At 62.0% G+C, this 22,155-nt stretch carries 20 protein-coding genes; 10 read left to right on the plus strand and 10 right to left on the minus strand.

Annotated elements, in window-relative coordinates:
• Positions 1-126: 126 nt before the first annotated feature.
• The 5 genes from H6M51_RS03025 to H6M51_RS03045 form a co-directional block, all read right to left on the minus strand.
• Positions 127-990, minus strand: a complete 864-nt coding sequence (locus tag H6M51_RS03025; protein ID WP_185808383.1) for a DUF6671 family protein — start codon at positions 988-990, stop codon at positions 127-129.
• A gap of 164 nt (positions 991-1,154) precedes the next feature.
• Positions 1,155-2,258 carry a branched-chain amino acid aminotransferase gene (locus tag H6M51_RS03030; RefSeq protein ID WP_185808384.1) on the minus strand — a complete coding sequence of 368 codons (1,104 nt, stop codon included), beginning with the start codon at positions 2,256-2,258 and terminating at the stop codon, positions 1,155-1,157.
• A gap of 158 nt (positions 2,259-2,416) precedes the next feature.
• Positions 2,417-3,022 (minus strand): HupE/UreJ family protein, encoded by a 606-nt coding sequence (locus H6M51_RS03035; RefSeq protein WP_185808385.1) that lies wholly within the window; start codon positions 3,020-3,022, stop codon positions 2,417-2,419.
• A gap of 80 nt (positions 3,023-3,102) precedes the next feature.
• Positions 3,103-3,984, minus strand: a complete 882-nt coding sequence (locus tag H6M51_RS03040; RefSeq protein ID WP_185808386.1) for a LysR family transcriptional regulator — start codon at positions 3,982-3,984, stop codon at positions 3,103-3,105.
• Between the two features lie 33 nt (positions 3,985-4,017).
• On the minus strand, positions 4,018-4,479 hold the full coding sequence (locus tag H6M51_RS03045) for an Rrf2 family transcriptional regulator (protein ID WP_185808387.1): 462 nt from the start codon (positions 4,477-4,479) through the stop codon (positions 4,018-4,020).
• A 139-nt stretch (positions 4,480-4,618) separates the two neighbouring features.
• Between H6M51_RS03045 and H6M51_RS03050 the strand changes: the two genes are divergently transcribed.
• From H6M51_RS03050 to H6M51_RS03070, 5 genes are all read left to right on the plus strand, one after another.
• Positions 4,619-5,524 carry an NAD(P)/FAD-dependent oxidoreductase gene (locus tag H6M51_RS03050; protein ID WP_185808388.1) on the plus strand — a complete coding sequence of 302 codons (906 nt, stop codon included), beginning with the start codon at positions 4,619-4,621 and terminating at the stop codon, positions 5,522-5,524.
• A gap of 105 nt (positions 5,525-5,629) precedes the next feature.
• Positions 5,630-7,126 (plus strand): CoA-acylating methylmalonate-semialdehyde dehydrogenase, encoded by a 1,497-nt coding sequence (locus tag H6M51_RS03055; RefSeq protein WP_185808389.1) that lies wholly within the window; start codon positions 5,630-5,632, stop codon positions 7,124-7,126.
• Positions 7,127-7,448: 322 nt separating this feature from the next.
• A complete protein-coding gene (locus tag H6M51_RS03060) occupies positions 7,449-7,841 on the plus strand; it encodes a GFA family protein (RefSeq protein ID WP_185808390.1) in 393 nt (130 codons plus the stop codon).
• Between the two features lie 115 nt (positions 7,842-7,956).
• Entirely contained in the window at positions 7,957-9,024 is a 1,068-nt protein-coding gene (locus H6M51_RS03065; RefSeq protein ID WP_185808391.1) for a YjgN family protein, read from the plus strand.
• Positions 9,014-10,072: a M48 family metallopeptidase gene (locus H6M51_RS03070; protein ID WP_185808392.1), complete on the plus strand. Its 1,059-nt coding sequence runs from the start codon at positions 9,014-9,016 to the stop codon at positions 10,070-10,072. Before H6M51_RS03065 ends, H6M51_RS03070 begins: the two co-directional genes overlap by 11 nt.
• Before the next feature lie 103 nt (positions 10,073-10,175).
• On the opposite strand, the gene H6M51_RS03075 is transcribed toward H6M51_RS03070, so the two are convergent.
• A complete protein-coding gene (locus tag H6M51_RS03075) occupies positions 10,176-11,213 on the minus strand; it encodes a Fe(3+) ABC transporter substrate-binding protein (protein ID WP_185808393.1) in 1,038 nt (345 codons plus the stop codon).
• 170 nt (positions 11,214-11,383) lie between these two features.
• On the opposite strand from H6M51_RS03075, the gene rirA reads away from it, so the two are divergent.
• From rirA to H6M51_RS03090, 3 genes are all read left to right on the plus strand, one after another.
• Entirely contained in the window at positions 11,384-11,860 is a 477-nt protein-coding gene (gene rirA / locus H6M51_RS03080) for an iron-responsive transcriptional regulator RirA (RefSeq protein ID WP_185808394.1), read from the plus strand.
• Positions 11,861-12,047: 187 nt separating this feature from the next.
• Positions 12,048-13,712, plus strand: a complete 1,665-nt coding sequence (locus H6M51_RS03085; protein WP_185808395.1) for a GMC family oxidoreductase — start codon at positions 12,048-12,050, stop codon at positions 13,710-13,712.
• A gap of 50 nt (positions 13,713-13,762) precedes the next feature.
• A complete protein-coding gene (locus H6M51_RS03090) occupies positions 13,763-14,290 on the plus strand; it encodes a gluconokinase (RefSeq protein WP_185808396.1) in 528 nt (175 codons plus the stop codon).
• Positions 14,291-14,364: 74 nt separating this feature from the next.
• Here the strand turns inward: H6M51_RS03090 and H6M51_RS03095 are convergent, their stop codons facing one another.
• The 3 genes from H6M51_RS03095 to H6M51_RS03105 all read right to left on the minus strand — a co-directional run bounded on the left by H6M51_RS03095 (position 14,365) and on the right by H6M51_RS03105 (position 18,570).
• Complete coding sequence (locus H6M51_RS03095) at positions 14,365-15,663, minus strand: FAD-binding oxidoreductase (RefSeq protein WP_185808397.1); 1,299 nt, start codon at positions 15,661-15,663, stop codon at positions 14,365-14,367.
• 9 nt (positions 15,664-15,672) lie between these two features.
• Complete coding sequence (locus tag H6M51_RS03100; protein ID WP_185808398.1) at positions 15,673-17,031, minus strand: glutamine synthetase family protein; 1,359 nt, start codon at positions 17,029-17,031, stop codon at positions 15,673-15,675.
• Between the two features lie 285 nt (positions 17,032-17,316).
• A complete protein-coding gene (locus H6M51_RS03105; protein ID WP_185808399.1) occupies positions 17,317-18,570 on the minus strand; it encodes an FAD-binding oxidoreductase in 1,254 nt (417 codons plus the stop codon).
• Between the two features lie 167 nt (positions 18,571-18,737).
• On the opposite strand from H6M51_RS03105, the gene H6M51_RS03110 reads away from it, so the two are divergent.
• Positions 18,738-19,100, plus strand: a complete 363-nt coding sequence (locus tag H6M51_RS03110; protein WP_185808400.1) for a YbaN family protein — start codon at positions 18,738-18,740, stop codon at positions 19,098-19,100.
• Here H6M51_RS03110 and H6M51_RS03115 read toward each other — a convergent pair.
• Complete coding sequence (locus tag H6M51_RS03115; protein ID WP_185808401.1) at positions 19,075-21,909, minus strand: EAL domain-containing protein; 2,835 nt, start codon at positions 21,907-21,909, stop codon at positions 19,075-19,077. The two genes, H6M51_RS03110 and H6M51_RS03115, sit on opposite strands and share 26 nt — an antisense overlap.
• 36 nt (positions 21,910-21,945) lie before the next feature.
• On the opposite strand from H6M51_RS03115, the gene H6M51_RS03120 reads away from it, so the two are divergent.
• A partial coding sequence (locus tag H6M51_RS03120; protein ID WP_210314671.1) for a hypothetical protein occupies positions 21,946-22,155 on the plus strand: 210 nt, incomplete at its 3' end.

Genomic DNA, 22,155 nt, shown 5'->3' on the forward strand with positions numbered 1-22,155 from the left:
CATGGCGACTGCGACACGGTGGGCAACACGGACTTGGTGGATTAGAAATTAATAAAAAGCAAATTTGATTGTCAACTTCGGTTGACATCTTTCCCCAGAGTTTCATCTGACGCCTGTCTCGCTCTGTCAGGGGTTGCAAAGCGGGCAGTAGGCGGGGTCCGCCGAACCGCCGGGCGATCGCTCGCGCGTCTCCTCGTTGTCGCAGGAGACACAGGCGTAGACATCCTGCCGCGGAAGAGATGTCGGACTGCCGCAAAGGCTGCAGGGCAGGCCGCGTTCCGTCCTGGCAAGTCCCCAGCCGGGATGCTCACAATGGGGGCAGGGGGTCGACAGGCGCGCGGCCAATCGCACGCCAAGCCGGGCAATTGTCTCCATCCGGCGCGGGTTCATGAAGGCACGCATGTCCGTTTCGACATGCGCCATTTGTAACGGCGAGCGCTCTATTGCTGTTGATATTGCCAGCGTCAGACCAGCCTGATCCATGATGCCCTTTGCCACCGGCGTGTTCAATTGACCCGCCGGTGCGACAATGACCCCGTGCTGCGGGAAACCGATACGATCAAGAAAGCCTGCAAGCTGCTCGATCGACGTTGCCTCGCAGTGACCGAAGCTGGGCTCCTCGTCGATCGTCATTTCGACGACTTCGAACCCGTTGACCCGATCGACGAAAAGCAGCATTTCCCGACCGGCGGCGAGGAAAGGAACGGTCGGGTGAGGGCCGTAGGACCCCTCGCTGGCAATAGCGGCAGGAAGCCCGGTTGCCTCCATCGCGGCCTCCGCTTTGGCCCTTGCGGCGTCCAGCATCGTGCCGGCCCTGGGCCGATCGCGGCTGAATGTACCGAATTGGTCGGTATCGAGCCCAACAGGCAGGACAAGCTCCAGGCCCAGAGCGGCAAAGGCGGGCGTTAGGGCCTGCTCCTTGCCATGCATGGTCGCCATCGCCAGCTGCTTTGGCAGGACCACCTTTGAAGTTGTGCTGTTATCCCGCATATCCTATCCCAAAGCGGCCGTGCGCTGCCTGATACCGCAGCCAAGCAAGCTCCAAAAACTCATTGTTCGGACAGAACCATTCCAATTTCTGAAACAGTCGCCGAAACGAGGAACCCCGCCATGCTGGCATGACGGGGTTCGCAATACTCCTATCTTCGAGACCGTCAGAGGCGCGTCACTTCCTTCACCCAGCCGTGGGTGTCGGCGACCGAGCCGCGCTGGATGCCGGTCAGCATGTTGCGCAACTTTTCCGTTTCGAACCCCGTGCCGGCATTGCCGATGACGAATTCGCCGCCCGGATGGCGCACCGTGCCGATGGCGGCAACGACGGCAGCCGTGCCGCAGGCAAAGGCCTCGCGCAGCTTGCCGCTGCGGGCATCCGCCATCCATTCGTCGAACGAGTACGGGCGCTCGATGACCTTGAGACCGTTTTCATTGGCAAGCTTGATGATCGAGTTGCGGGTGATGCCCGGCAGGATCGTGCCCGAAAGCGGTGGTGTGACGACCGTATTGTCGTCCATGACGAAGAAGACATTCATGCCGCCAAGTTCCTCGATCCACTTGTGCTCGGCCGCATCGAGGAAGACGACCTGGTCGCAGCCACGGCTTGCGGCTTCCTTCTGGGCGAGAAGGCTGGCCGCATAATTGCCGCCGCACTTGGCAGCGCCCGTGCCGCCCGGGGCTGCGCGCGTGTAATGCTCGCTGACCCAGAGCGTGACCGGCTTGCTGCCGCCCTTGAAGTAGGGGCCGACAGGCGAGGCGATGACGCAGAAGACGTATTCGCGCGAGGGGCGAACGCCGAGGAAGGCTTCGCTGGCAAACATGAAGGGACGCAGATAGAGGCTGCCTTCGCCTTCCGGAACCCATTTGGCGTCGATCTTGACCAGTTCCTCAACAGCTTTCAGGAAAAGCTCTTCGGGCACTTCCGGCATCGCCATGCGCTCGGCCGACTTGTTGAAGCGGCGGGCGTTTTCTTCCGGACGGAAGAGCGTGATGCGACCGTCGGCCCCCTTGTAGGCCTTCATGCCCTCGAAGATTTCCTGGGCATAGTGCAGGACGCTCGCGGCCGGATCGACCTGGAAAGGCTTGCGGGCCGAAACCTCCGGGCTGTGCCAGCCCTTGTCGACATGCCAGTGCACCACCGCCATGTGGTCGGTGAACAGCGTTCCAAAGCCCAGATTTTCGAATGCCGCGAGCCGCTCGGCTTCCGGCATGGGCGAGGCATTCGGAACGATCTGGAAGTCGAGCAGTGCGGTATTCGTGGTCATGGAGAGCCTGTGCCTGAGCTGTTCACGGTTGCGCGGGCCGCGCCGCCTTGGCGGTCGTGACCGGTGCCGTCGTTTGTGCGGTTTGATCCGGATTTGTCAACAGAAACCATGCTATCGCGATGCAGCAAAACGCTTGTGCCGTAAGGTCGGCAGCTGGTTCATGCCGTCAGGAGCTGAAACAGGAACCAGAAGCCGGCCAGCGAAATGGCCGCACCCATGGCCTGCACCAGCCGCCCGCCGCCGATCGGCTTCAGCGCCGCACCGATCGCAATGCCGATCACATGGATGACGCCGGTGGAGACGACGAAGCCGACGGTAAAGGCCGCCGGATCGGTGGCGCGGGGTGCGAGAACCCCATGCGGATAGCCGTGCATGAGGGCGAAGGCGGCAATCAGCGCCAGCGCCACCCATTCAGGCGCCTTCCAGGCGGCTGCGATTGCAGCGCCAAGCACGATGACCGAGAGCGCAATTCCGTATTCGATCGGCTGGTCCGGCAGGACGCCGGTCATGCCGATGATCCCGCCCACGCACATGATCATCGGGAAGGTGGCCGGAAGCGTCCAGACCGAGCGCCCACCCATCTGCGCGCCCCAGAGACCGACCGCCAGCATGGCGAGCAGATGGTCGAAACCGGCGAGCGGATGGCCAAAGCCCGACCCGAAGCCGCCAAGCGGCCCGTCCATAACATGGGCGTGAGCGGGCATGGCGGAGAGAAAGGCGAGCAGGGCCGCATAGAGCCCGAGGGGAACGAGAGGCTGACGCATGGGAATATCCATTGGTGATGCGATGACGGCAGTCTATCGCGAGCGACTGTGGCAGAAAAGCGCTGCTTCACGGCCTCGGATCACCCGAAGATCGCTCGGTCCTGTTCCACCGCATCCTGCAGGAATTGTACGACCGCACGCACGCGCACGAGTTCGCGCGCGCTTTCGTGAAATGTCGTCCAGTAGGCCCGCCGGATGGTGATCTCGGGTAGCACGCGAACCAGGCTCTCATGCTGGCGGGCGATATAGCTGTGCAGGATGCCGATACCCGCGCCCGCCAGCACCGCTTCCGTCTGGCCGATTGCCGAGGAAATCTCAAAACCGGCGTTCCAGTCGCGCATGACCTCGCCAGTGAAGTTCAGCGACGGCGTGAAGATCAAATCCTCGACATAGCCGATCCGGCGATGAGCCTTGAGCTCCTCCGGCGTTCTCGGCAAACCGTTCCCTTCAACGTAAGCCTTCGACGCATAGAGCCCGAGCGTGTAGTCGACGAGCTTCGACGAGACCAGCCGGCCCTGATCGGGGCGCTCCAGTGTCACGGCAATATCCGCCTCGCGTTGCGACAGAGAGAACGAACGCGGGACCGGGACCAGCTGAACCTTCAGTTCCGGATGCCGCTCGATGAGCGCGCCGAGTTTCGAGGCCAGAAAGAAGACACCGAAACCATCGGGCGCGCCGATGCGCACCGTGCCCGCCACCTGCGTATCGGTGCGCCCGAGGCGTGCCTGAACCTCCAGCATTTCGGTTTCCATCCGCTCGGCAGAGGCGAGAAACGCTTCGCCCTCGGCGGTCAGCTCGCAGCCATTCGTGCGGCGGATGAAAAGCCGCGTCTTGAGTGCTGTCTCCAGCGCCGTCAGTCGCCGCGAGAGCGTGGCGTGGTTGAGCCCCAACCGCCGCGACGCCGCCAGGATCTGGCCGGTTCTGGCGACGGCCAGAAAGATGCGAACATCATCCCAGTTCATGCCATAGCATCCTCCGTTCCGCAGGTCCTCGCGTCATGTCTCGAAGCCCTGTGCGCCGCTGCTTAAGCTGAGCATGTCCATCCGTCGGTCGAATTCGCCGGCAATATCCGAGAGCTTGATTGTTGCAAACCGGGAAAGCAACAAAGCCTCGGCCTCCCGCCGCGCATCCTCAAGTGCTTCATTGACCGATATCTCGACGAGGCAACCCGCGTGGTCCGACGCGCTGACCAGGCAGAAGAGTTCCGGCCGCTCAAGCGCGTCATAGACATCGAGCAGGCTGATTTCGTCCAGGGTCTTGGTAAGCGTCCAGCCGCCGCCATGCCCCTTCTCGGAATGCACATAGCCGCGTTCGCGCAAGCCCGCCATGGTACGGCGCACGACCACGGGATTGGTGTTCAGCATCTTGGCGATCAGTTCGGAGGTCGCAGGCTCGCTGCGCCGTCCGAGATGGATCAGCACATGCAGCATGCGGGACAGGCGGCTATCCCCGCGCATGGGTCTCTCCTTGGCTTGCTCTCGGACATCGATAGCCCATGCCAGCTCTTGCAACAAGTCGAGTTACATCACTTGACATGGTTGCATCATGTAACTTAACAAGATACATAACTTTAAAAGTTACATGATGGAGTGTGCGATGAAGTATGATGCAGTTGTTGTGGGTGGGAGTTTCGCGGGTCTCTCGGCCGCCATGCAGCTCACGCGGGCGCGCCGGCGCGTCTTGCTGATCGATGCCGGCAAGCCGCGGAATCGCTTTGCCGAAGCCTCGCATGGCTTTCTGGGACAGGACGGCGTCGCCCCCGCAGACATTCGTGAGCTCGGCCTCCAGCAACTCGCGCGCTATCCCAACTTCACGCTTCTGGAAGGGCAGGCGGCCTCGGCCGAGCGATGCCTGGGTGGCTTCAGGCTCACCATAGCGGATGGTGCTCGCATAGAGGCGTCGGTGCTCATCCTGGCGCTGGGCGTGACCGATACCCTACCAACGATTCCAGGACTTGCCGAACGTTGGGGCCGGACGGTCCTGCATTGCCCCTATTGCCACGGCTACGAGATCGGCGGCGGTCCGATCGGCATCCTCGCCTCCTCGCCGCTTGCAGCCCATCAGGGCAGCATGCTGCCGGATTGGGGCCGGACGACCATGTTCGTTGAACCCGGCATTAGCTTCGACGAGGAGCAGCACGCAATGCTGCTCGCCCGGGGCGTAGTGATGGAGGCCGAGCGTGTGGTGGAACTGATCGGTGAAGGCGAGCGTCTGGAGGCTGTTCGTCTAGCAGACGGCAGAATGGTTGAGATCCATGCCCTGTTTGCTCAGTCGAAGGTTTCGATCTCGTCGCCCTTGGCGTCGCAACTCGGTTTGGAGCTCGAAGAAGGGCCGCAGGGTCTGCACATCAAGGTCCAGATGGGCGTGACCAGCCAGCCGGGTGTCTTCGCTGCCGGCGATGCGGCAAGCCCCATGCACAACGCGACGCTGGCCAGCGCCTCTGGTGTCATGGCCGGGATTGCCGCTCATCGAGCCCTGATCGAAGCCTCGCTCTGGCCATGAAAGACTAGATTGCTTTAAAATGTGCACAACAGATCCGTAAATCATCGCGTTGATTTGTGCAAATCAAAGCGCATACTGCCTCCACAACAATCCAGGAGGAAACCCATGTACCAGGTAGGTCATTTCATCGGCGGCAAGCATGTCGCCGGCACGTCGGGCCGCAAGCAGGCCATCTTCAATCCGGCCACCGGCGAAGTGCAGGGCGAAGTGTCGCTCGCCAGCGCCGAGGAACTAAACGCCGCCGTCGAGAACGCGAAGGCTGCCCAGGCCAAGTGGGCGGCCACCAACCCGCAGCGCCGCGCTCGCGTCTTCATGAAGTTCGTTCAACTGCTGAACGACAACATGGATAGCCTCGCTGAGACGCTGTCGCGCGAACACGGCAAGACCATCGAAGACGCCAAGGGCGATATCGTCCGCGGTCTGGAAGTCTGCGAATTCGTCATCGGCATCCCGCATCTGTCGAAGAGCGAGTTCACCGAAGGTGCCGGCCCGAACATCGACATGTATTCGATCCGCCAGCCGGTCGGCATCGGCGCGGGCATCACGCCGTTCAACTTCCCGGCCATGATCCCGATGTGGATGTTTGCCCCTGCCATCGCCTGCGGCAACGCCTTCATCCTGAAGCCTTCGGAGCGTGACCCGTCCGTTCCGATCCGCCTCGCAGAACTGATGATCGAGGCAGGTCTGCCGGCCGGCATCCTCAACGTCGTCAACGGCGACAAGTCGGCGGTCGATGGCATCCTCACCCATCCGGACATTTCGGCCGTTTCCTTCGTCGGCTCCACCCCGATCGCCCGTTACGTCTATGGAACGGCCGCTTCGAACGGCAAGCGCGCCCAGTGCTTCGGCGGCGCCAAGAACCACATGATCATCATGCCCGATGCCGACCTCGACCAGGCCGCCCAGGCGCTGATGGGGGCTGGCTACGGCTCGGCCGGCGAGCGCTGCATGGCGATCTCGGTCGCCGTCCCTGTCGGTGAGGAAACCGCCAACCGTCTGATCGAAAAGCTGACCCCGATGGTCGAAAGCCTGCGCATCGGCCCATACACCGATGACAAGGCCGACATGGGCCCCGTCGTCACCAAGGAAGCCCAGGCCCGCATCAAGTCGCTGATCGACAGCGGCGTTGCAGCCGGCGCCAAGCTCGTGGTGGATGGTCGCGATTTCAAGCTCCAGGGCTATGAGAACGGCTATTTCGTCGGCGGCTGCCTCTTCGACCACGTCACGCCGGATATGGACATCTACAAGACCGAAATCTTCGGCCCGGTCCTCTCGGTCGTGCGCGCCAAGAACTACGAGGAAGCCCTCGAACTGCCGATGAAGCATGAATATGGCAATGGCGTTGCGATCTACACCCGCGACGGTGATGCCGCCCGTGACTTCGCAAGCCGCATCAACATCGGCATGGTCGGCATCAACGTGCCGATCCCGGTTCCGCTCGCCTACCACTCCTTCGGCGGCTGGAAGGCCTCGTCCTTCGGCGACTTGAACCAGCACGGCACGGACTCGATCAAGTTCTGGACCCGCACCAAGACGGTCACCAGCCGTTGGCCGTCCGGCATCAAGGACGGTGCCGAGTTCGTCATGCCGACGATGAAGTGATGCCGGACGATTGCCTTTTTCGACGTCCTCGCGGCACTTCGTTTGCTGCGGGCGTCGGGCGGGCATCAAGGACGGTGCCGAGTTCGTCATGCCGACCATGAAGTGATGCCGGACGATGTCCTGTCTCGACGTCCTCGCGGCACTTCGTTTGCTGCGGGCGTCGGGCGGGCATCAAGGACGGTGCTGAATTCGTCATGCCGACGATGAAGTAAGCGAACCAGCAATTCGATCACTTTCGCGCCACCCCCTCGAAAGACGGGGTGGCGTTCTCTTGTCAGCCGGAACCCGGATACTCTAGCTTCTCCAAGGGGGAGGGCTGAGAATGCCAAAGAAGAAACTGCATACCGGTGGCTGCCTTTGCGGGGCGATCCGTTTCGAGGCCGATGCGCCAGCCGCCAAGCCACACACCTGTTCCTGCAAGATGTGCCAGCGCCATACGGGAAGCCTCACGGCAACCTGGGTCGAGTTCCCGCGCGAAGCCGTTCGCTGGATCGGCCCCGGCAATGTTCCGGCCACGTGGCGCTCGTCGGACTTCTCCTCGCGCGCCTTCTGTCCGACCTGCGGCTCCTCGCTCGGCGCAATCGATGATCAGCCGACCGTGGCTCTCCTGCTCGGCGCCTTCGATCGCACCAGTGCTGCCGATCTCAAGCCCACCTATCATTCCTACAAGGGCGGACGGCCGAAATGGTGGTGCATCGAGATCCGCGAAGCCTGAGGCGCTGCCTTGCAAGTGTCCGAGCGCACTTGAGTGCATGACGCTCTCGTGATCAATGTCGGATGTGACGCGGGGGATAGCGTCACGCGATGTGATTTCATGAGGGATATTTTTCATGCAAGAGGCAGTTTTTGGCCGCGCAGGCAATTTGCGTCGCGGTGAGTTCCGCGGCAGCGCCGGCGAGTATTTCGGCATCTGGATCGTCAACATCCTGCTGACCATCATCACGGTCGGCATTTACTCGGCTTGGGCCAAGGTCCGCCGCAACCGCTATTTCTACGGCAACTCCTTCGTCGATGGTCACTCCTTCGACTACCATGCCAAGGGCCTGCAGATCTTCATCGGCCGGGCCATCGTCTTTGGATACATCATCGCCTACAACGTGCTCCTGACCTTCAGCCCGATCGCCGGGGGCATCCTGGCGCTGCTGATGCTGGTTCTGCTCCCATGGATCGTCATGCGCAGCTTGCGTTTCAACGCGCGCGTCACGAGCTATCGCAACATCCGCTTCGATTTCGTCGGCAAGACCGGAGGAGCCTTCTTTGCCATCATCGTCGGCGGCCTCGTCTCCTTCTTCTCGCTCGGAATTCTGGCGCCCTTCGCCAGCCGCTGGCTTTACCGCTACATCTTCAACAACCTGCGCTACGGCGACCGCGCTTTCGAGACCGATCCGAAGATCGGCGCGCTCTACCGCGTCTGGCTGCCAGCCTTCTTGCTGATGCTGGTCGGTGGCGCCATCGGTGCAGTGATCGGCATGTTCGCCTTCTATGGCGCTGAGGGTGTCCAGGATTCCTCGGCCGACCCGGAGATCCAGCTGATCCTCGCGATCTACGGAGCGCTCATCCCCACCTTCCTGCTCTGGGGTATTGCCGCAATCTTTTACCGCATCGGCGTTCGCAATGTCGTGATGAACGCGGCCCGTTTCGATGGCCGCCACAGCCTCTTCTCCGATCTCGGACGGCTGCGCTACTTCTGGATCGTCGTCTCCAACCTGGTCGTCACCGTCCTGACGCTCAGCCTCATGCGACCCTGGGCGGCTGTGCGCGAGCACCGCTATGTGATCGAGCATTCCGGCATCGTGGTCGATGGCGAACTCGACGATGTGGTATCCTCGATGCAGGCATCCGGCTCGGCCGTAACGGCGGAGTATCTCGATCTCGAAGGGTTCGACTTTGGCTTCTGACGACAAGCGCATCGCCTCCGGTCGATGGCATCCGCCCGGTTCGAGCCGGGCGGAACCCGCATTGCTGCTCGGCGAGGGAAAGACGCTCTATGTTCGGCTCGCAGCTGGCGGTGATCCGGTCTCCGTGGGCGATCTCGCCCGCACGGAGATTTCGGCCCGTGTCGGACGCGTGCCACGTCGCATCACCTTCGCCGATGGCTCGCTGTTTGAGACCGAAGACAATGATGCCGTCGACGGCTGGCTCAAACGGCATGGCAAGCGGGGCTTTGTCCACGAGCTTGAGCGTTTCCACCCGCGCCTGCTGGCAATTGTTCTGGCCGTATTCCTGTTCGCCGGGTTGATCTATCGCTACGCCGTGCCAGCCCTCGTCGAAGTTGCGGTTCTGGTGACGCCCCCGGCGGTGACGCAATGGATGGCAAGCGGAACGCTGCTGTCGCTCGACCAGGCCGTGTTCAGCGCGACCGCCCTGCCGGCAGCCCGACAGAGCGAAATCCGTAGCGCCTTCAACGAAGTCGCAGCACTCTCCTCGCGGGGTGTCTCAGGTTACAATCTCAATTTCCGCCAAGGCGGCGTCATTGGCCCCAATGCCTTCGCGCTGCCGGATGGCACGCTCGTCATCACCGACGAACTCATCGAACTGGCTGAGGGCGACATGGACCTGATTATCGGTGTTCTCGCCCACGAGATCGGCCATGTGGAGGAAGAGCATTCGCTGCGCCAGCTCTATCGCGCCGCCGGCATGGCAGGCCTGATCATGCTGATCGCCGGTGACGTCGGTGCAGCCGGTGAAGACATCCTCACCAATGGTGCTGCCCTGATGTCGCTCTCCCATTCGCGCGATGCCGAAAACGAAGCGGACCGAATCTCGGTCGAGCTGATGGCAAAAGCCGGACGCGATCCCCGTGCCATCGGGCGCTTCTTCGCGCGGCTGGAGGAGAAACTTGGCCTGGACGGCGACTCGTCCTTCCTCTCCACCCATCCAGGCACCGCGGAACGCCGCAAGGCGATCGACGATCACGCAAAGGCAATCGGTGCCGGCGGGTCCTGATCAGCGGCTGAGAGCTGGCGCCGGGCGTCGGCAACGAAAGCACAAATGCAAGAAGGGGCGGTCATGAACCGCCCCTTCCGCTTCGTGTGGTTTCTGCCGAGACTTACTGCGTCGGGCCTTCGTTCAGGCCAACCTTGTCGACCAGTTCGGAAGCGGTCTTGCGGTTTGCAGCGATTTCGGCGAGCGGCAGAGGGTCTGCCTTGATGGGGCCGAAGCCGGCAACGATCTCGGAAACCTTGGCGTTCGGGCCGACTGGATATTCGAAGACCTGCTCGGCATAGATGGTCTGGGCTTCGTCGGACGCCAGGAATTCCATCAGCTTGACGGCATTGTCCTTGTTCGGGGCGTTCTTGGTCAGCGCCATGCCGGAGATGTTGACATGCGTGCCGCGATCACCCGCGTTCGGGAAGAGCACCTTGACGGAAGCCGCCCAGTCCTTCTCTTCCGGCTCCTTTTCGTTGGTCTTCATCAGGCCAAGATAATACGTGTTGGCAAGGCCCAGATCGCATTCGCCGGCATGGATCGCCTTCGCCTGGGCGCGGTCGTTGCCATCCGGCTTCTTGACGAGGTTCTGCTTCAGGCCGGCGAGCCACTTCTCGGTGTATTCGGCACCATGATGGGCGACCATCGAGGCAAACAGGCCGATGTTGTAGGCGTGCTGGCCGTCACGCATGCAGATGCGGCCCTTCCACTTGGGATCAGCAAGTTCTTCATAGGTGATGCTGTCTTCGGAGACGCGGTCCTTCGAAGCATAGAGCACGCGGCCGCGGGTCGTCAGGCCGAACCAGTTGCCCTCGGGATCACGATACTGAGCGGGGATCTGCTTGTTGATGTCTTCGTCGTTCAGAGACTGCGTCACGCCGCCGTCCTTGGCTTCGGTCAGGCGAGCGATATCAACGGTCAGGATCACGTCGGCCGGGGAGTTGGCGCCTTCGGCGGTGATGCGCTCGACCAGTCCCTTGTCCAGAAAGAGCACATTGGTCTTGATACCCGTTTCCTTGGTAAAGGCGTCCATCAGCGGCTGGATCAGTTCCGGCTGACGATAGGAGTAGATGTTGACTTCGCCATCGGCCAGAGCCGAGCCGGCCGAAACGGCAAGAACGGATACGGTACCGAGCGCGAGTGTACGGATGGATGTCATGGCAGGGCCTCCCTCGTGGATTGTTGAGGCGTATATTCATGAATTCATTTAAGCTGTCAATTACACTCGACTTTAATCACAGACACGTGAGCCCAGAACTTGAGTATTTTGGAATTGTTCAAAACTGCAAAAGGCGCTATATAAGCCTCAACAAAACAGAGGAATCGTGCATGCGTTTGACAAAGCAGACAAATTACGCCGTGCGCATGCTGATGTATTGCGCCGCCAACACCGACCAGCTCAGCCGTATCCCGGAAATCGCCAAGGCTTACGGCGTATCGGAACTCTTTCTGTTCAAGATTCTGCAGCCGCTCAACAAGGCCGGCCTTGTCGAAACGGTGCGTGGCAGAAACGGTGGCGTCCGTCTGGGGCGCGCGGCCGACAAGATCACGCTGTTCGATGTGGTGAAGGTCACGGAAGACAGTTTCGCCATGGCGGAGTGCTTCGAGGACGACGGTGACGTCGAATGCCCGCTGATCGACAGCTGTGGTTTGAACTCGGCGCTGCGCAAGGCATTGAACGCGTTCTTCGACGTACTGTCCGAATACACGATTGACGACCTCGTCAAGGCGCGCCCGCAGATCAACTTCCTGCTCGGTATTGACGACCTTCAGCCGCGCCGTGTGGCAACCGCCCCGGCGGCCTGAAGCCCAGGTCCATCTCTTGAAGTCGAAACCCGCCGAAAGGCGGGTTTTTTCGTTGAAGGTCAGGGGTTTCGCTCCCGCCTTGCTTCCTTGCGGCACTCTGCTACGCTTACGTTCACGGCAGATTAAATCTGCTTAATTGAGGGGTGGCGAAAATGGGCGCCGGTGTGCAGGTCTCTGGGGGCAGGGCATGTACGATTTTGTGATTATCGGCGGCGGCTCGGCTGGCTCCGTGCTTGCCGCCCGCCTGAGCGAAGACCCGGCGGTCACGGTTTGCCTGCTTGAAGCCGGCGGACGCGGAGACAGCATTTTCGCGCGCGTGCCCATGGCGGCGGCGGCCGTCGTGCCGGGCCATGTAAAGAGCGGCAACTGGCGTTTCGAAACCGTGCCGCAGACGGGCCTCAACGGACGCCGCGGCTATCAGCCACGCGGTCGGGGCCTTGGCGGATCGAGCCTGATCAATGCCATGCTTTACGTCCGTGGTCACGCGAAGGACTATGACGAATGGGCCGCACTGGGCTGTGACGGCTGGTCATGGGAGGATGTCCTGCCATGGTTCAGGAAATCGGAGGACAATATCCGCGGTGCCGACGATCTGCATGGACGGGGCGGCCCTCTACAGGTCTGCGACCAGAACTGGACGCGCCCCATCAACCAGGCCTTCCTCAAGGCCTGCAAGCAGAGCGGGTACCGCCAGAATGACGATTTCAACGGACCGCAACAGGAAGGGGCCGGCGTCTACCAGGCGACCCAGTTCTGGAACGGCCCGAAGCGTGGCGAGCGTTGCTCGGCAGCTGCCGCCTATCTTCACGACGTGATGGCCCGCCGCAATCTGACGGTCGTTACCGAGGCGCATGTCACGCGCATCGTCATCGAGCGGGGCAGGGCGGTGGGCGTCGCCTATCGCTTCGGCAAAGAGGAGCGCATCGTCCGAGCCGGTCGCGAAGTATTGCTTTCCGCGGGCGCGCTGCAGTCACCGCAGATCCTGATGCTCTCCGGGATTGGCCCCGCCGATCACCTGACGTCGCTCGGCATCAGCGTGGTGGCGGATCGACCGGAGGTGGGATCGAACCTGCAGGACCACCTCGACTACACCATGATCTTCCGCTCGCCCGATACCGACATGTTTGGCCTCGGCATTACGGCAACACGCGACATCCTTCGCGCTGCAAACGAGTGGCGCACCGAGCGCATGGGCCACTTGAGGTCCACCTGCGCGGAATCTGGTGCCTTCCTGAAGACGGATTCAGCCCTTGATCGTCCGGATATCCAGCTGCATTTCCTGGTCGCCATGGTCGACGACCACGTGCGCAAGATGCATTGGGGGCATGGCTATTCCTGCCATGTCTGCCTGCTGCGTCCGCATTCGCGTGGCACGGTGCGTCTGGCAAGCGCCGATCCCTCGGTCGCCCCGCTCATAGATCCGGGCTTCCTGTCAGACCCACGCGACATCGAAACCCTGCGCAAGGGAGCCAGGATAATGGCTGAAATCATGGAAGCGCCTGCCCTGAACAAGTATCGCGGCGCAGAACTTTACCCCGCCGGCCAATCCGATAGCGAGCTCGATGCCGCTATCCGCGCGCGCGCCGACACGATCTACCATCCGGTCGGCACCTGCCGCATGGGCTCGGACGAGGCCGCGGTCGTTGACCCGGCCTTGAGACTCAAAGGCATCGCGGGACTGCGCGTCATCGACGCCTCCGTGATGCCGCGCCTGATCGGCGGCAATACCAATGCTCCGGTGATCATGATGGCAGAGAAGATCGCCGCATCCATCCGCGCGGAGCAGCAACCAGCGAAACAGCGAGGCGCCCCACGCGATGCGGCCAGCAAGAGTGGATTGCATTTCGCCTGAACCTTCCTATTGTCGCGGCCCTTGGATGAGGGTGCAGGAAGAGGAAGCGCATGCCACTGCAAGACAAGCCAGCCACCGCGCGAGCGGTGATCGTGATGGGTGTGAGTGGCTGCGGCAAGACCTCCGTCGGCGAGATGCTCGCATCTCGCCTCGGGCTCCCCTTCGTTGAAGGCGATGTGCTGCATCCTCAAAGCAATGTCGCGAAGATGGCCGCTGGGACACCGTTGACCGACGAGGATCGCTGGCCGTGGCTGACGGTGATCGGCGAACGCATGGCCGACGCTTTGGCACGAGGGGAGGGAATCGTCGTGTCCTGCTCTGCGCTGAAGAAGATCTACCGTGACCACCTCCGCGCCGCGACGGCCGGCCGCTTGTCCTTCGTCTATCTGGAGGGATCGCGGGAACTGCTCGGCCGCCGCATGGGCGCGCGCACCGGCCATTTCATGCCGCTGACGTTGCTGGAGAGCCAGCTTGCCACCTTGGAAATCCCGACCGGTGAACCCGGTGTTGTCACCGTATCCATCGATCAACCGGTCGAGGGCATTGTTGCCGACGCCCTCGACCATCTTGATGCCTGAGGTTGAGTACCTGCGAAGCCCGTAGGCCATCTGCGTGGCGGCGACGGTGCCGGTACCGGTCCTCTGATATCTTTTTACACGCCGAGCCGGTCACGCAGACCGTAATACCAGGCACCGAGCGCGGTAAACGGCACGCGGAACATGCGCCCGCCGGGGAAGGGATAAGCCTGCAAGGACGACCAGACGTCGAAGCGGCTCATCTGGCCATGCACGGCTTCGCCAAGGATCTTGCCGAGAAGATGGGTCGTCGTCACGCCATGGCCGCTGTCGCCATGCGAGAAGTAGACGGTGTCTGAAAGCTTGCCCATATGCGGAATGCGCGTCAGCGTCAGCGCGAAATTGCCGCTCCAGGCAAAGTCGATCTTCACGTCCTTGAGCTGCGGGAAGGTTTTGAGCATGTTCGGCCGGATGACGCCCGTCAGGTTCTTCGGATCCTGGCCGCCATAACCGATACCGCCGCCATAAAGCAGGCGATTGTCGGCCGTGCGCCGGTAGTAGTCGAGCACGTAATTGGCGTCCTCGACGCAGTAATTGGACGGCAGCAGTTCCTCGATCAGTTTGGCATCCAGCACCTCGGTCGCCATGACCTGGCTGGAAACCGGCATCATCTTCTCGGTCACCTTCGGCGCGATACCGGCCATGTAGGCATTGCCGCAAACGAGGATGTGCTTGGCCTTGACGATGCCGCCCTCGGTGCAGACGAAAGGCTGCGGGCCGGTGTCGAGGTGCACGACTTTGGAGTTCTCGAAGATCTTCGCACCGAGGCTCTCGGCCGCCGCTGCCTCGCCGAGCACCAGGTCGAGCGGGTGGATATGCCCGCCGTGACGGTCGATCATGCCGCCGACATAACGGTCGGTCTTGGCGTACTTCTGAACCTCGGCCTTGGAGACCATTTCCAGCCCGTCATGGCCATGCTTCATCCAGTGCGCCCGCACCTCGGCCATTTCTTTGACCTGCTTGTCGGTGAAGGCTGCAAAGAAGCCGCCGTTCACGAGATCGCATTCGATCCCGTACTTTGCCACCCGCTCGCGGATGATGCGGCCACCCTCCAGCGACATCTCGCCGAGCTTGTCGGCCTTGTCCTGGCCGTAGCGTCGGGCAATTGTCTCGAGGTCGCGGCTATAGCCGTTGACGATCTGGCCGCCGTTGCGCCCAGACGCGCCGAAGCCGATACGGTCGGCTTCCAGCACGATGACGGCATAGCCCTTTTCGGAAAGCTCAAGAGCCGCCGAAATGCCGGTAAAGCCGGCGCCGATGATGCAGATATCGGCCGTATGCTGGCCGTCGAGCTTGGGGCGAACCCGCTTGTCGCGGGCAGAGGCTGCATAGTAGGAGGCCGCATGGCCGGGATTTGGTCCGATCGACTTTGTCATGGCTTCACCTCACACGGTCCGGATATAGGCGTCGTATTCGACATCGGTCACACGCAGCGAAAACTCCGAGAGTTCCTGCTGCTTGCAGGCGGTATAAAGGCTTCGGTATTTCGGCCCGAGCGCCGCATAGGCGAAGCTCGATTTGGCAAAGCGCTGCAGCGCGTAGTCCCAGTTGGTCGGCAGTGGCTCGTGGCTGACTGCATGGTCGTCACCGGAGATCGCACCACCCGGCGAGAGCTTCTCCTTCATCCCGGCGAGCGCCGCCGAAAGGATCATCGCAAGAACGAGATAGGGATTGGTATCGGCACCGGCGACGCGGTGTTCGATGCGGGTTGCCGGCTTCGACGCGGTGATGACGCGCACCGCAGCCGAGCGGTTGTCGAAACCCCAGGATGCGTAGGTCGGGGCATGTTCGGAGGGACGCAGGCGGCGATAGGAATTCTGGTGCGGCGCAAAGATCGCCATGCTCTCGCCCATGCTTTCCAGAAGCCCGCCGACGGAATGGAAGAGCGACTCCGAAGGGCCGTCCTCGCCGACATAGATGTTGCGGCCGTTTTCGTCGAGCACGGAGAAATGCACATGCATGCCGCTACCGGCCTGGGTGCCGTAGGGCTTGGCCATGAAGGTGGCGTCAAGATCGTTGGCGCGGGCGACACCCTTGACGATGCGCTTCAGCAGGACCGCGTAGTCGGCAGCCGCCAGCGCATCCGGCACGTGGTTGAGATTGATCTCATACTGACCCGGACCATTTTCCCGCAGCGTCGTGTCGGCCGGGACCTTCTGTGCGCGGGCAGCCGTCGAAATGCCATGAAAGACCTCTTCGAAATCCTGCAGTTCGGAGATCGAAAGGACCTGCGTCTGGCCGGTATGCCAGCGCCCGTCACGCGTGTTGGGCGGCCTAACAGGATCCAGCGCCGAACGCACAGGATCGATGAGGTAGAATTCCAGTTCAGTCGCGACAACTGGCGTCAGCTTGGCAGCCTTGAAACGCTCCAGCACGTTTCCGAGGACCTGACGAGGATCGGCATAGAAGCTTTCGCCTTCCTGCGTATGCATTTGCAGAAGCACCTGCGCCGTGGGGCGCGCAAGCCATGTGACGCGCGACAGCGTGCCGGGAACCGGGAAGCAGATCCCATCCGGATCGCCAGTGCCCTCGGCGAGACCAGCGGCGTTGACGTCGCGGCCCCAGACGTCGAGCGCGTAGACAGAGCGCGGCATGGCCATGCCCTTGGTCAGCACGTCGATGGCTCGCTCGCGTGGGATCCACTTCCCGCGTGGCACGCCGTTGACGTCGATGACGAAGGCTTCAAGTACTTCAATATCGGGATTTGCCGCGAAGAATTCGCGTGCCTCTTCGGCCATGTCCATGGATCACCGTATGGATAATGTCGTTTGGGTTTGAAACGCGCAAAGGGGCGCGAGCGGATGCTGGTCCGCTAACGATAGACGCTTTTCGCGTTATGGATCAAACACCGGCGCATGCCACTGTCCGTCTCTTCCTGATCCCCTTGACCGGCTGCGTGCTGCTGGCACGTCTGTCGACCCGGCCCGTTTCCGCTGGGAAACAATTTGATCAAATTCTGGAGGAGTGAGTAGCACCTTGGCGCAGAAAAGGCTAGCCCCCTGCGAAGGGGGCCAGTGAAACGACTGTAATCAGGGGCGAAAACGCTCAGGCCCCCAGGCCTTGGTGTCGAGGAACGGCTTCTCGCCGTCCATCATCTCGGCGATCAGGCGGCCGGTGACCGGCCCCAGTGTCAGACCATGATGCGCATGGCCGAAGGCGAACCACATGCCTTCGTGACGCGGTGCCTTGCCGATGATCGGCATCATGTCCGGCGTGCAGGGGCGGGCGCCCATCCAGGGTTCGGCGTCCAGCCGCTCGGCAAGCGGGAAGATCTCGCGTGCCACCTTTTCGGCGCGCGCGAGCTGTACCGGCGATTTCGGCGCATCACGATGAGCGAATTCCGCGCCTGTCGTCAGGCGGATACCCTTTTCCATCGGCGCCAGGAAGTAGCCGGCTTCGGTATCCATGGTCCAGTTGTTGAGGACCGCGTTTCCGGCCGGTGCATAATGCATGTGATAGCCGCGCTTGACGCCCAGCGGGAAGCGGTAGCCAAATTTACGGGTGACTTCTTCCGACCAGGGACCGAGCGCCAGAACCACCTCGTCGCCCTCGACAAAACCGTCGTCCGTCTTAACGCGCCAGCCTTTGCCCGAGGCCCCGGTTGCAAGCGTCGTCGCATCGCCCTTGACGAAGCGCCCGCCAAGAGACTGGAAATAGCTGAGATAGGCCTGCGTCAGGCCATGCGGATTGGTCACCGACCACGGATCATTCCACTTCAAGCCTCCGATGAAGTCACCGCGAATATGCGGCTCTTCCTTGGCCAGCTCTTCTCGGCTCAGGGCCCGGTAGCTGACGCCGTATTCGCGAGCGAGACGCTCGGCCTCGGCGAGATCCGCGTCGCGCTTTTCCCTCGTACGGAAGATCTCCATCCAGCCGTCCTTGCGGATCAGATGGTCGGCACCAGCGGCCTGGATCAGATCCTGGTGCTCCGTAACCGAGTTCTCGATCAGCGGTGCATAGGATCGCGCAATGGCCTGGTGGCGGCTCTTGTTCGAATGCCACCAGTAGCGCGACAGGAAGGGCACGAGCTTGAGGATGGCACTCGCATGGTAATGCGCGTCGATCCGGTTGTTGAAGCCGTAGCGGATCAGCAGGCTCAGGTCCTGTGGAAAGCCATAGGGCACCACGCCTTCGCGCTGGATCAGGCCCGCATTGCCGAAGGAAGTCTCTTCCCCGGCGCCTCGGCGATCCACCAGCACCACCGCGCGCCCGCGCCGGGCAAGATGGATAGCTGTGGATACGCCGATGATGCCGGCGCCGAGCACGAGGGTGACCTTGGACATGGGAGTTGAATTCCTGCAGGTGGGATTACGGCGGGAAGAATGCATTTGCGCCTACTGCGGCGCAAACGAAAAATCGCCGCATTTGCCGCAATCCTCAAAATCCTTGGCCGATCCCGAATCATGCCATATCTCAGGTCGAAGCGACGGCAGCCAGTGAAGGGGACTTGATGCGCCTGCTCATTCTAGCGGCTGCCTGGTTGATGGTCGGGATCGGTGTCATCGGCATCTTCCTGCCGGTCCTGCCCACGACACCCTTCATCATCTTGGCGGCAGCGCTGTTCGCCCGCTCTTCACCGCGTTTCGAGCAATGGCTGCTGGATCATCCGCGTTTCGGGCAGCCGCTGATCGACTGGCGCCGCGAAGGTGCAATCTCGAAAAAGGCAAAGATCGCCTCGGTATCGCTGATGGCCGCAAGTTACGGGATCGTCGTGTTTTTCGGAACGCCGCAGCTCTGGCTTAAGCTTCTCATAGGCGCGATCCTCATTGCCTGTGCGGCCTTCGTGCTTACCCGGCCTTCGCCACACCGGTAAGCACGTTCCGCTCCGCTTGCGCCAGCAGGGAATGGACCGCCGACAAGGCCTCGATCTCGCGCGCCGACTGCGGACGCCCGAACAGATAGCCCTGGCCCTCCTCGCAGCCCATGGCCGTCAGCATTTCACACTGCAACGCGTTTTCGATGCCTTCGCTGACAACCTTCAGCCTGAGGCCGTGGGCCAGTGTCGTCACGGCTTGTATGATACTCTGGGAAGCCGGATCGCTGACCATGTCGCGGATGAAGGACTGGTCGATCTTGAGCTTGTCGAGCGGGAGTGCGGAGATATAGCTGAGCGACGAATAGCCCGTGCCGAAGTCGTCGAGCGCGATCGTCACGCCCAGATCGCGCAACGCGTCGAGGGTCTGGAAGAGTTCCTCCGAGCGTTCGATGAAGATCGACTCGGTTATCTCGACATGCAGCCGGTGCGGCGAGAGCCCGCTGGAAGAGAGAGCCGAGCGGAGATCCGACAGCAGGTCACCGCGCAGGAACTGGACCGGCGATATGTTCACCGCAACACTGACATGGGCGGGCCAGCTTGTAGCCGCCTTGCAGGCCTCCTTGAACATGAACTGCCCGAGTTCGCAGATGAAGCCGTTCGCTTCGGAAATGGAGACGAATTCCGCGGGCGATATCATCCCGAGTGTCGGATGCTGCCAGCGCAGCAACGCTTCGGCCCCCACCAGGCGCCCCGATCTCAGGGCCACCTGCGGCTGGTAGAGCAAAAAGAACTGTCCCTGATCGAGCGCGGTGCGAAGTTCCGCCTCGAGCAGACGTGAGCGTGCCCGGCGCAGCGCCGATGCCGGGTTATAGGCGCGCCACCCGCTGCCTCCGACCTTTTTGGCTTCGATAAGGGCGAGTTCTGCTGCCTCGACCCATTTGCCGGGATCTCCAAGGTCAAGCGAGCCGCTGCAGGCACCGATACGGGCGTTGAGTTCGATCTTGATGCCGTCGACGCCGAAAGGGGAGGCGAAGAGCTGAAGCAGACGCGCGGCGTTCTCGGCGAGCTCTTCCGGTGAATCGATGCCCGGCGTGGCGAGACACAGAACATCGCCTGCGATCCTTGCGGTAAGCCCGTCTATGCCCGCATGACGGCGGAGCCTTGCTGCGACAGCCTGGAGGACGCCGTCTCCTTTTTCGCGACCAAGCATCTCGTTGAGATGTCCGAACCGGTGCAGATCGACCGCGAAGACCGAGAACTCGCCACCGGCAGACAGGAGGGCATCCGTCAGCCCGCGCCGGGTGAGAAGCCCGGTCAGATCGTCGATCCGCGCCATCTCCTGGAGCTTGGTTTCGTAGAGACGGCGAGCCGTGACATCACGCAGGCTGATGCAGATGACGAACCTGCCAACGGACGATAACCCGCGACCGTCGCGGGTCTCGAACGGCGAGATGGTGATCACGGCCTCCAGATGGCGGCGACCGTTTCTGCCTGGCAGGTCTATTGCCACCTTTTCACTGTACACCTTGGTCGGTTCAAAGCCGTATTTCTCTTCGACAACGAGGACGGCATCGACGAGCGCCGATGGCGCAAAGCTGACGAGATTGGTGCCCGTGACTACGGGTTGATCAAGTTCGAGCAATTCGCCCAACGTCCGACTTGCATCACGCAGATTGCGCTTTTCATCAAGAACGATCACCGGATCGACGCTGTCGTTGATCACGCGCTTCAGCACGCGGCGGATCTCGCGGTTCTCGACGACGGCGATTTCGGCAAGCCAGCCGTTGAGGCCGACTTTCTCCGCCATCAACATGAACAGCCCGAAGCCGAGCGTCAGCCAGAGGGTGGCAGTCTCAAAGACGAGCCCGTCATGCTTATAGAGAAGGAAGGCGATCGTCTCTCCCGTCGTGACCAGGCAGGCAGAGGCGGCGATCGGCAGAGCCAGGGACAGCCGGTGGAAGGACAGCGTATAGCCGACAATCAAGGCCGCCAGCAGGAGGCCCATCGGCTCCACCCAGAGCGGCCTCAGGATGCGATCCTGTACGAGCGTTTCAGTCGCCAGGACGTGGAGCATCGGTCCGCTCAGAATGCCGTAGATGGGAACGGCAAAGAGGTCTTTCAGCTCCGTCGCATAGGCCCCGACCACGACAGTTTTTCCCGCAAGCGCATCGCTGGGCACCGTGCCGGAGAGCAGATCCGCCGCAGAAAAGGTGGGAACGGTTTCCGGCCGAATGGAAAAGTCAATTTCCAGCCTGCTGGTACGCGCGTCGCTGAACCCGGCAAGCACGGCTGCCGCTGATTGTGTCGGAACGCCGTTGATCAACTCCGTCACCGGGAAGGACCGCAGCAGCCCATCCTCGTCCAGCGCAACATCCACCAGCGCCAGCCAGGCACGATCGGCAAAGATAGGCAGAGGGGAGGTCACCGTCAGAGGATCTGCCGATCTCGCCCCGAATTGCTGACGAAAGATCGGCAGGATGACACCGCCGCCGGCCTCCTCCAGCGCCCTGGCGAATCTGGCATCGCTCTCGGGCTGCGAGGCCGTGCTGAAGTCGATGTCCAGGAAGATGTCGCCAACTTCAGCTGCCACAAGTCGGTCGATGATCTCAGCATGCACCTCGCGCGGCCACGGCCATGTCCCGACCTGCGTGAGGCTTTTCTTGTCGATGGCAACAAAGACGAAATCACCGCTGGCCTTGCGCGGCGCCATCTCGGCACGGAAGGCGATCAGGTCGTTGTCCAGATGCCGCACGATCGACAGGGACGGCAACAAAAGCGGAAGCGCCATGATCATGGCGATCATGGCGACCCGGAATGATACCAGTCGGGAGAGCAGGTTTCGTGTAGAGGACATGGTGCCGGTCATGGACACGACCGGTGATCCGCAATGAGGCGATGGGGCATGTCAGTCATGGTTCTTTCCCCTCCCGTTTTCGCCCCCGTGTTCGTGCTCGCCGCCGTTTCCGCGTCCCCGATCGCCATCGTCCCCACGACCGTGTCCGTTCCCGCCACCGTGTCCGTTCCCGCCACCGTTGCCGTTCCCGCCACCGTTGCCGTTCCCGCCACCGTTGCCGTTCCCGCCACCGTTGCCGTTCCCGCCACCGTTGCCGTT

This window comes from Rhizobium sp. AQ_MP, from assembly GCF_014237835.1.
Classification (GTDB): Bacteria; Pseudomonadota; Alphaproteobacteria; order Rhizobiales; family Rhizobiaceae; genus Allorhizobium.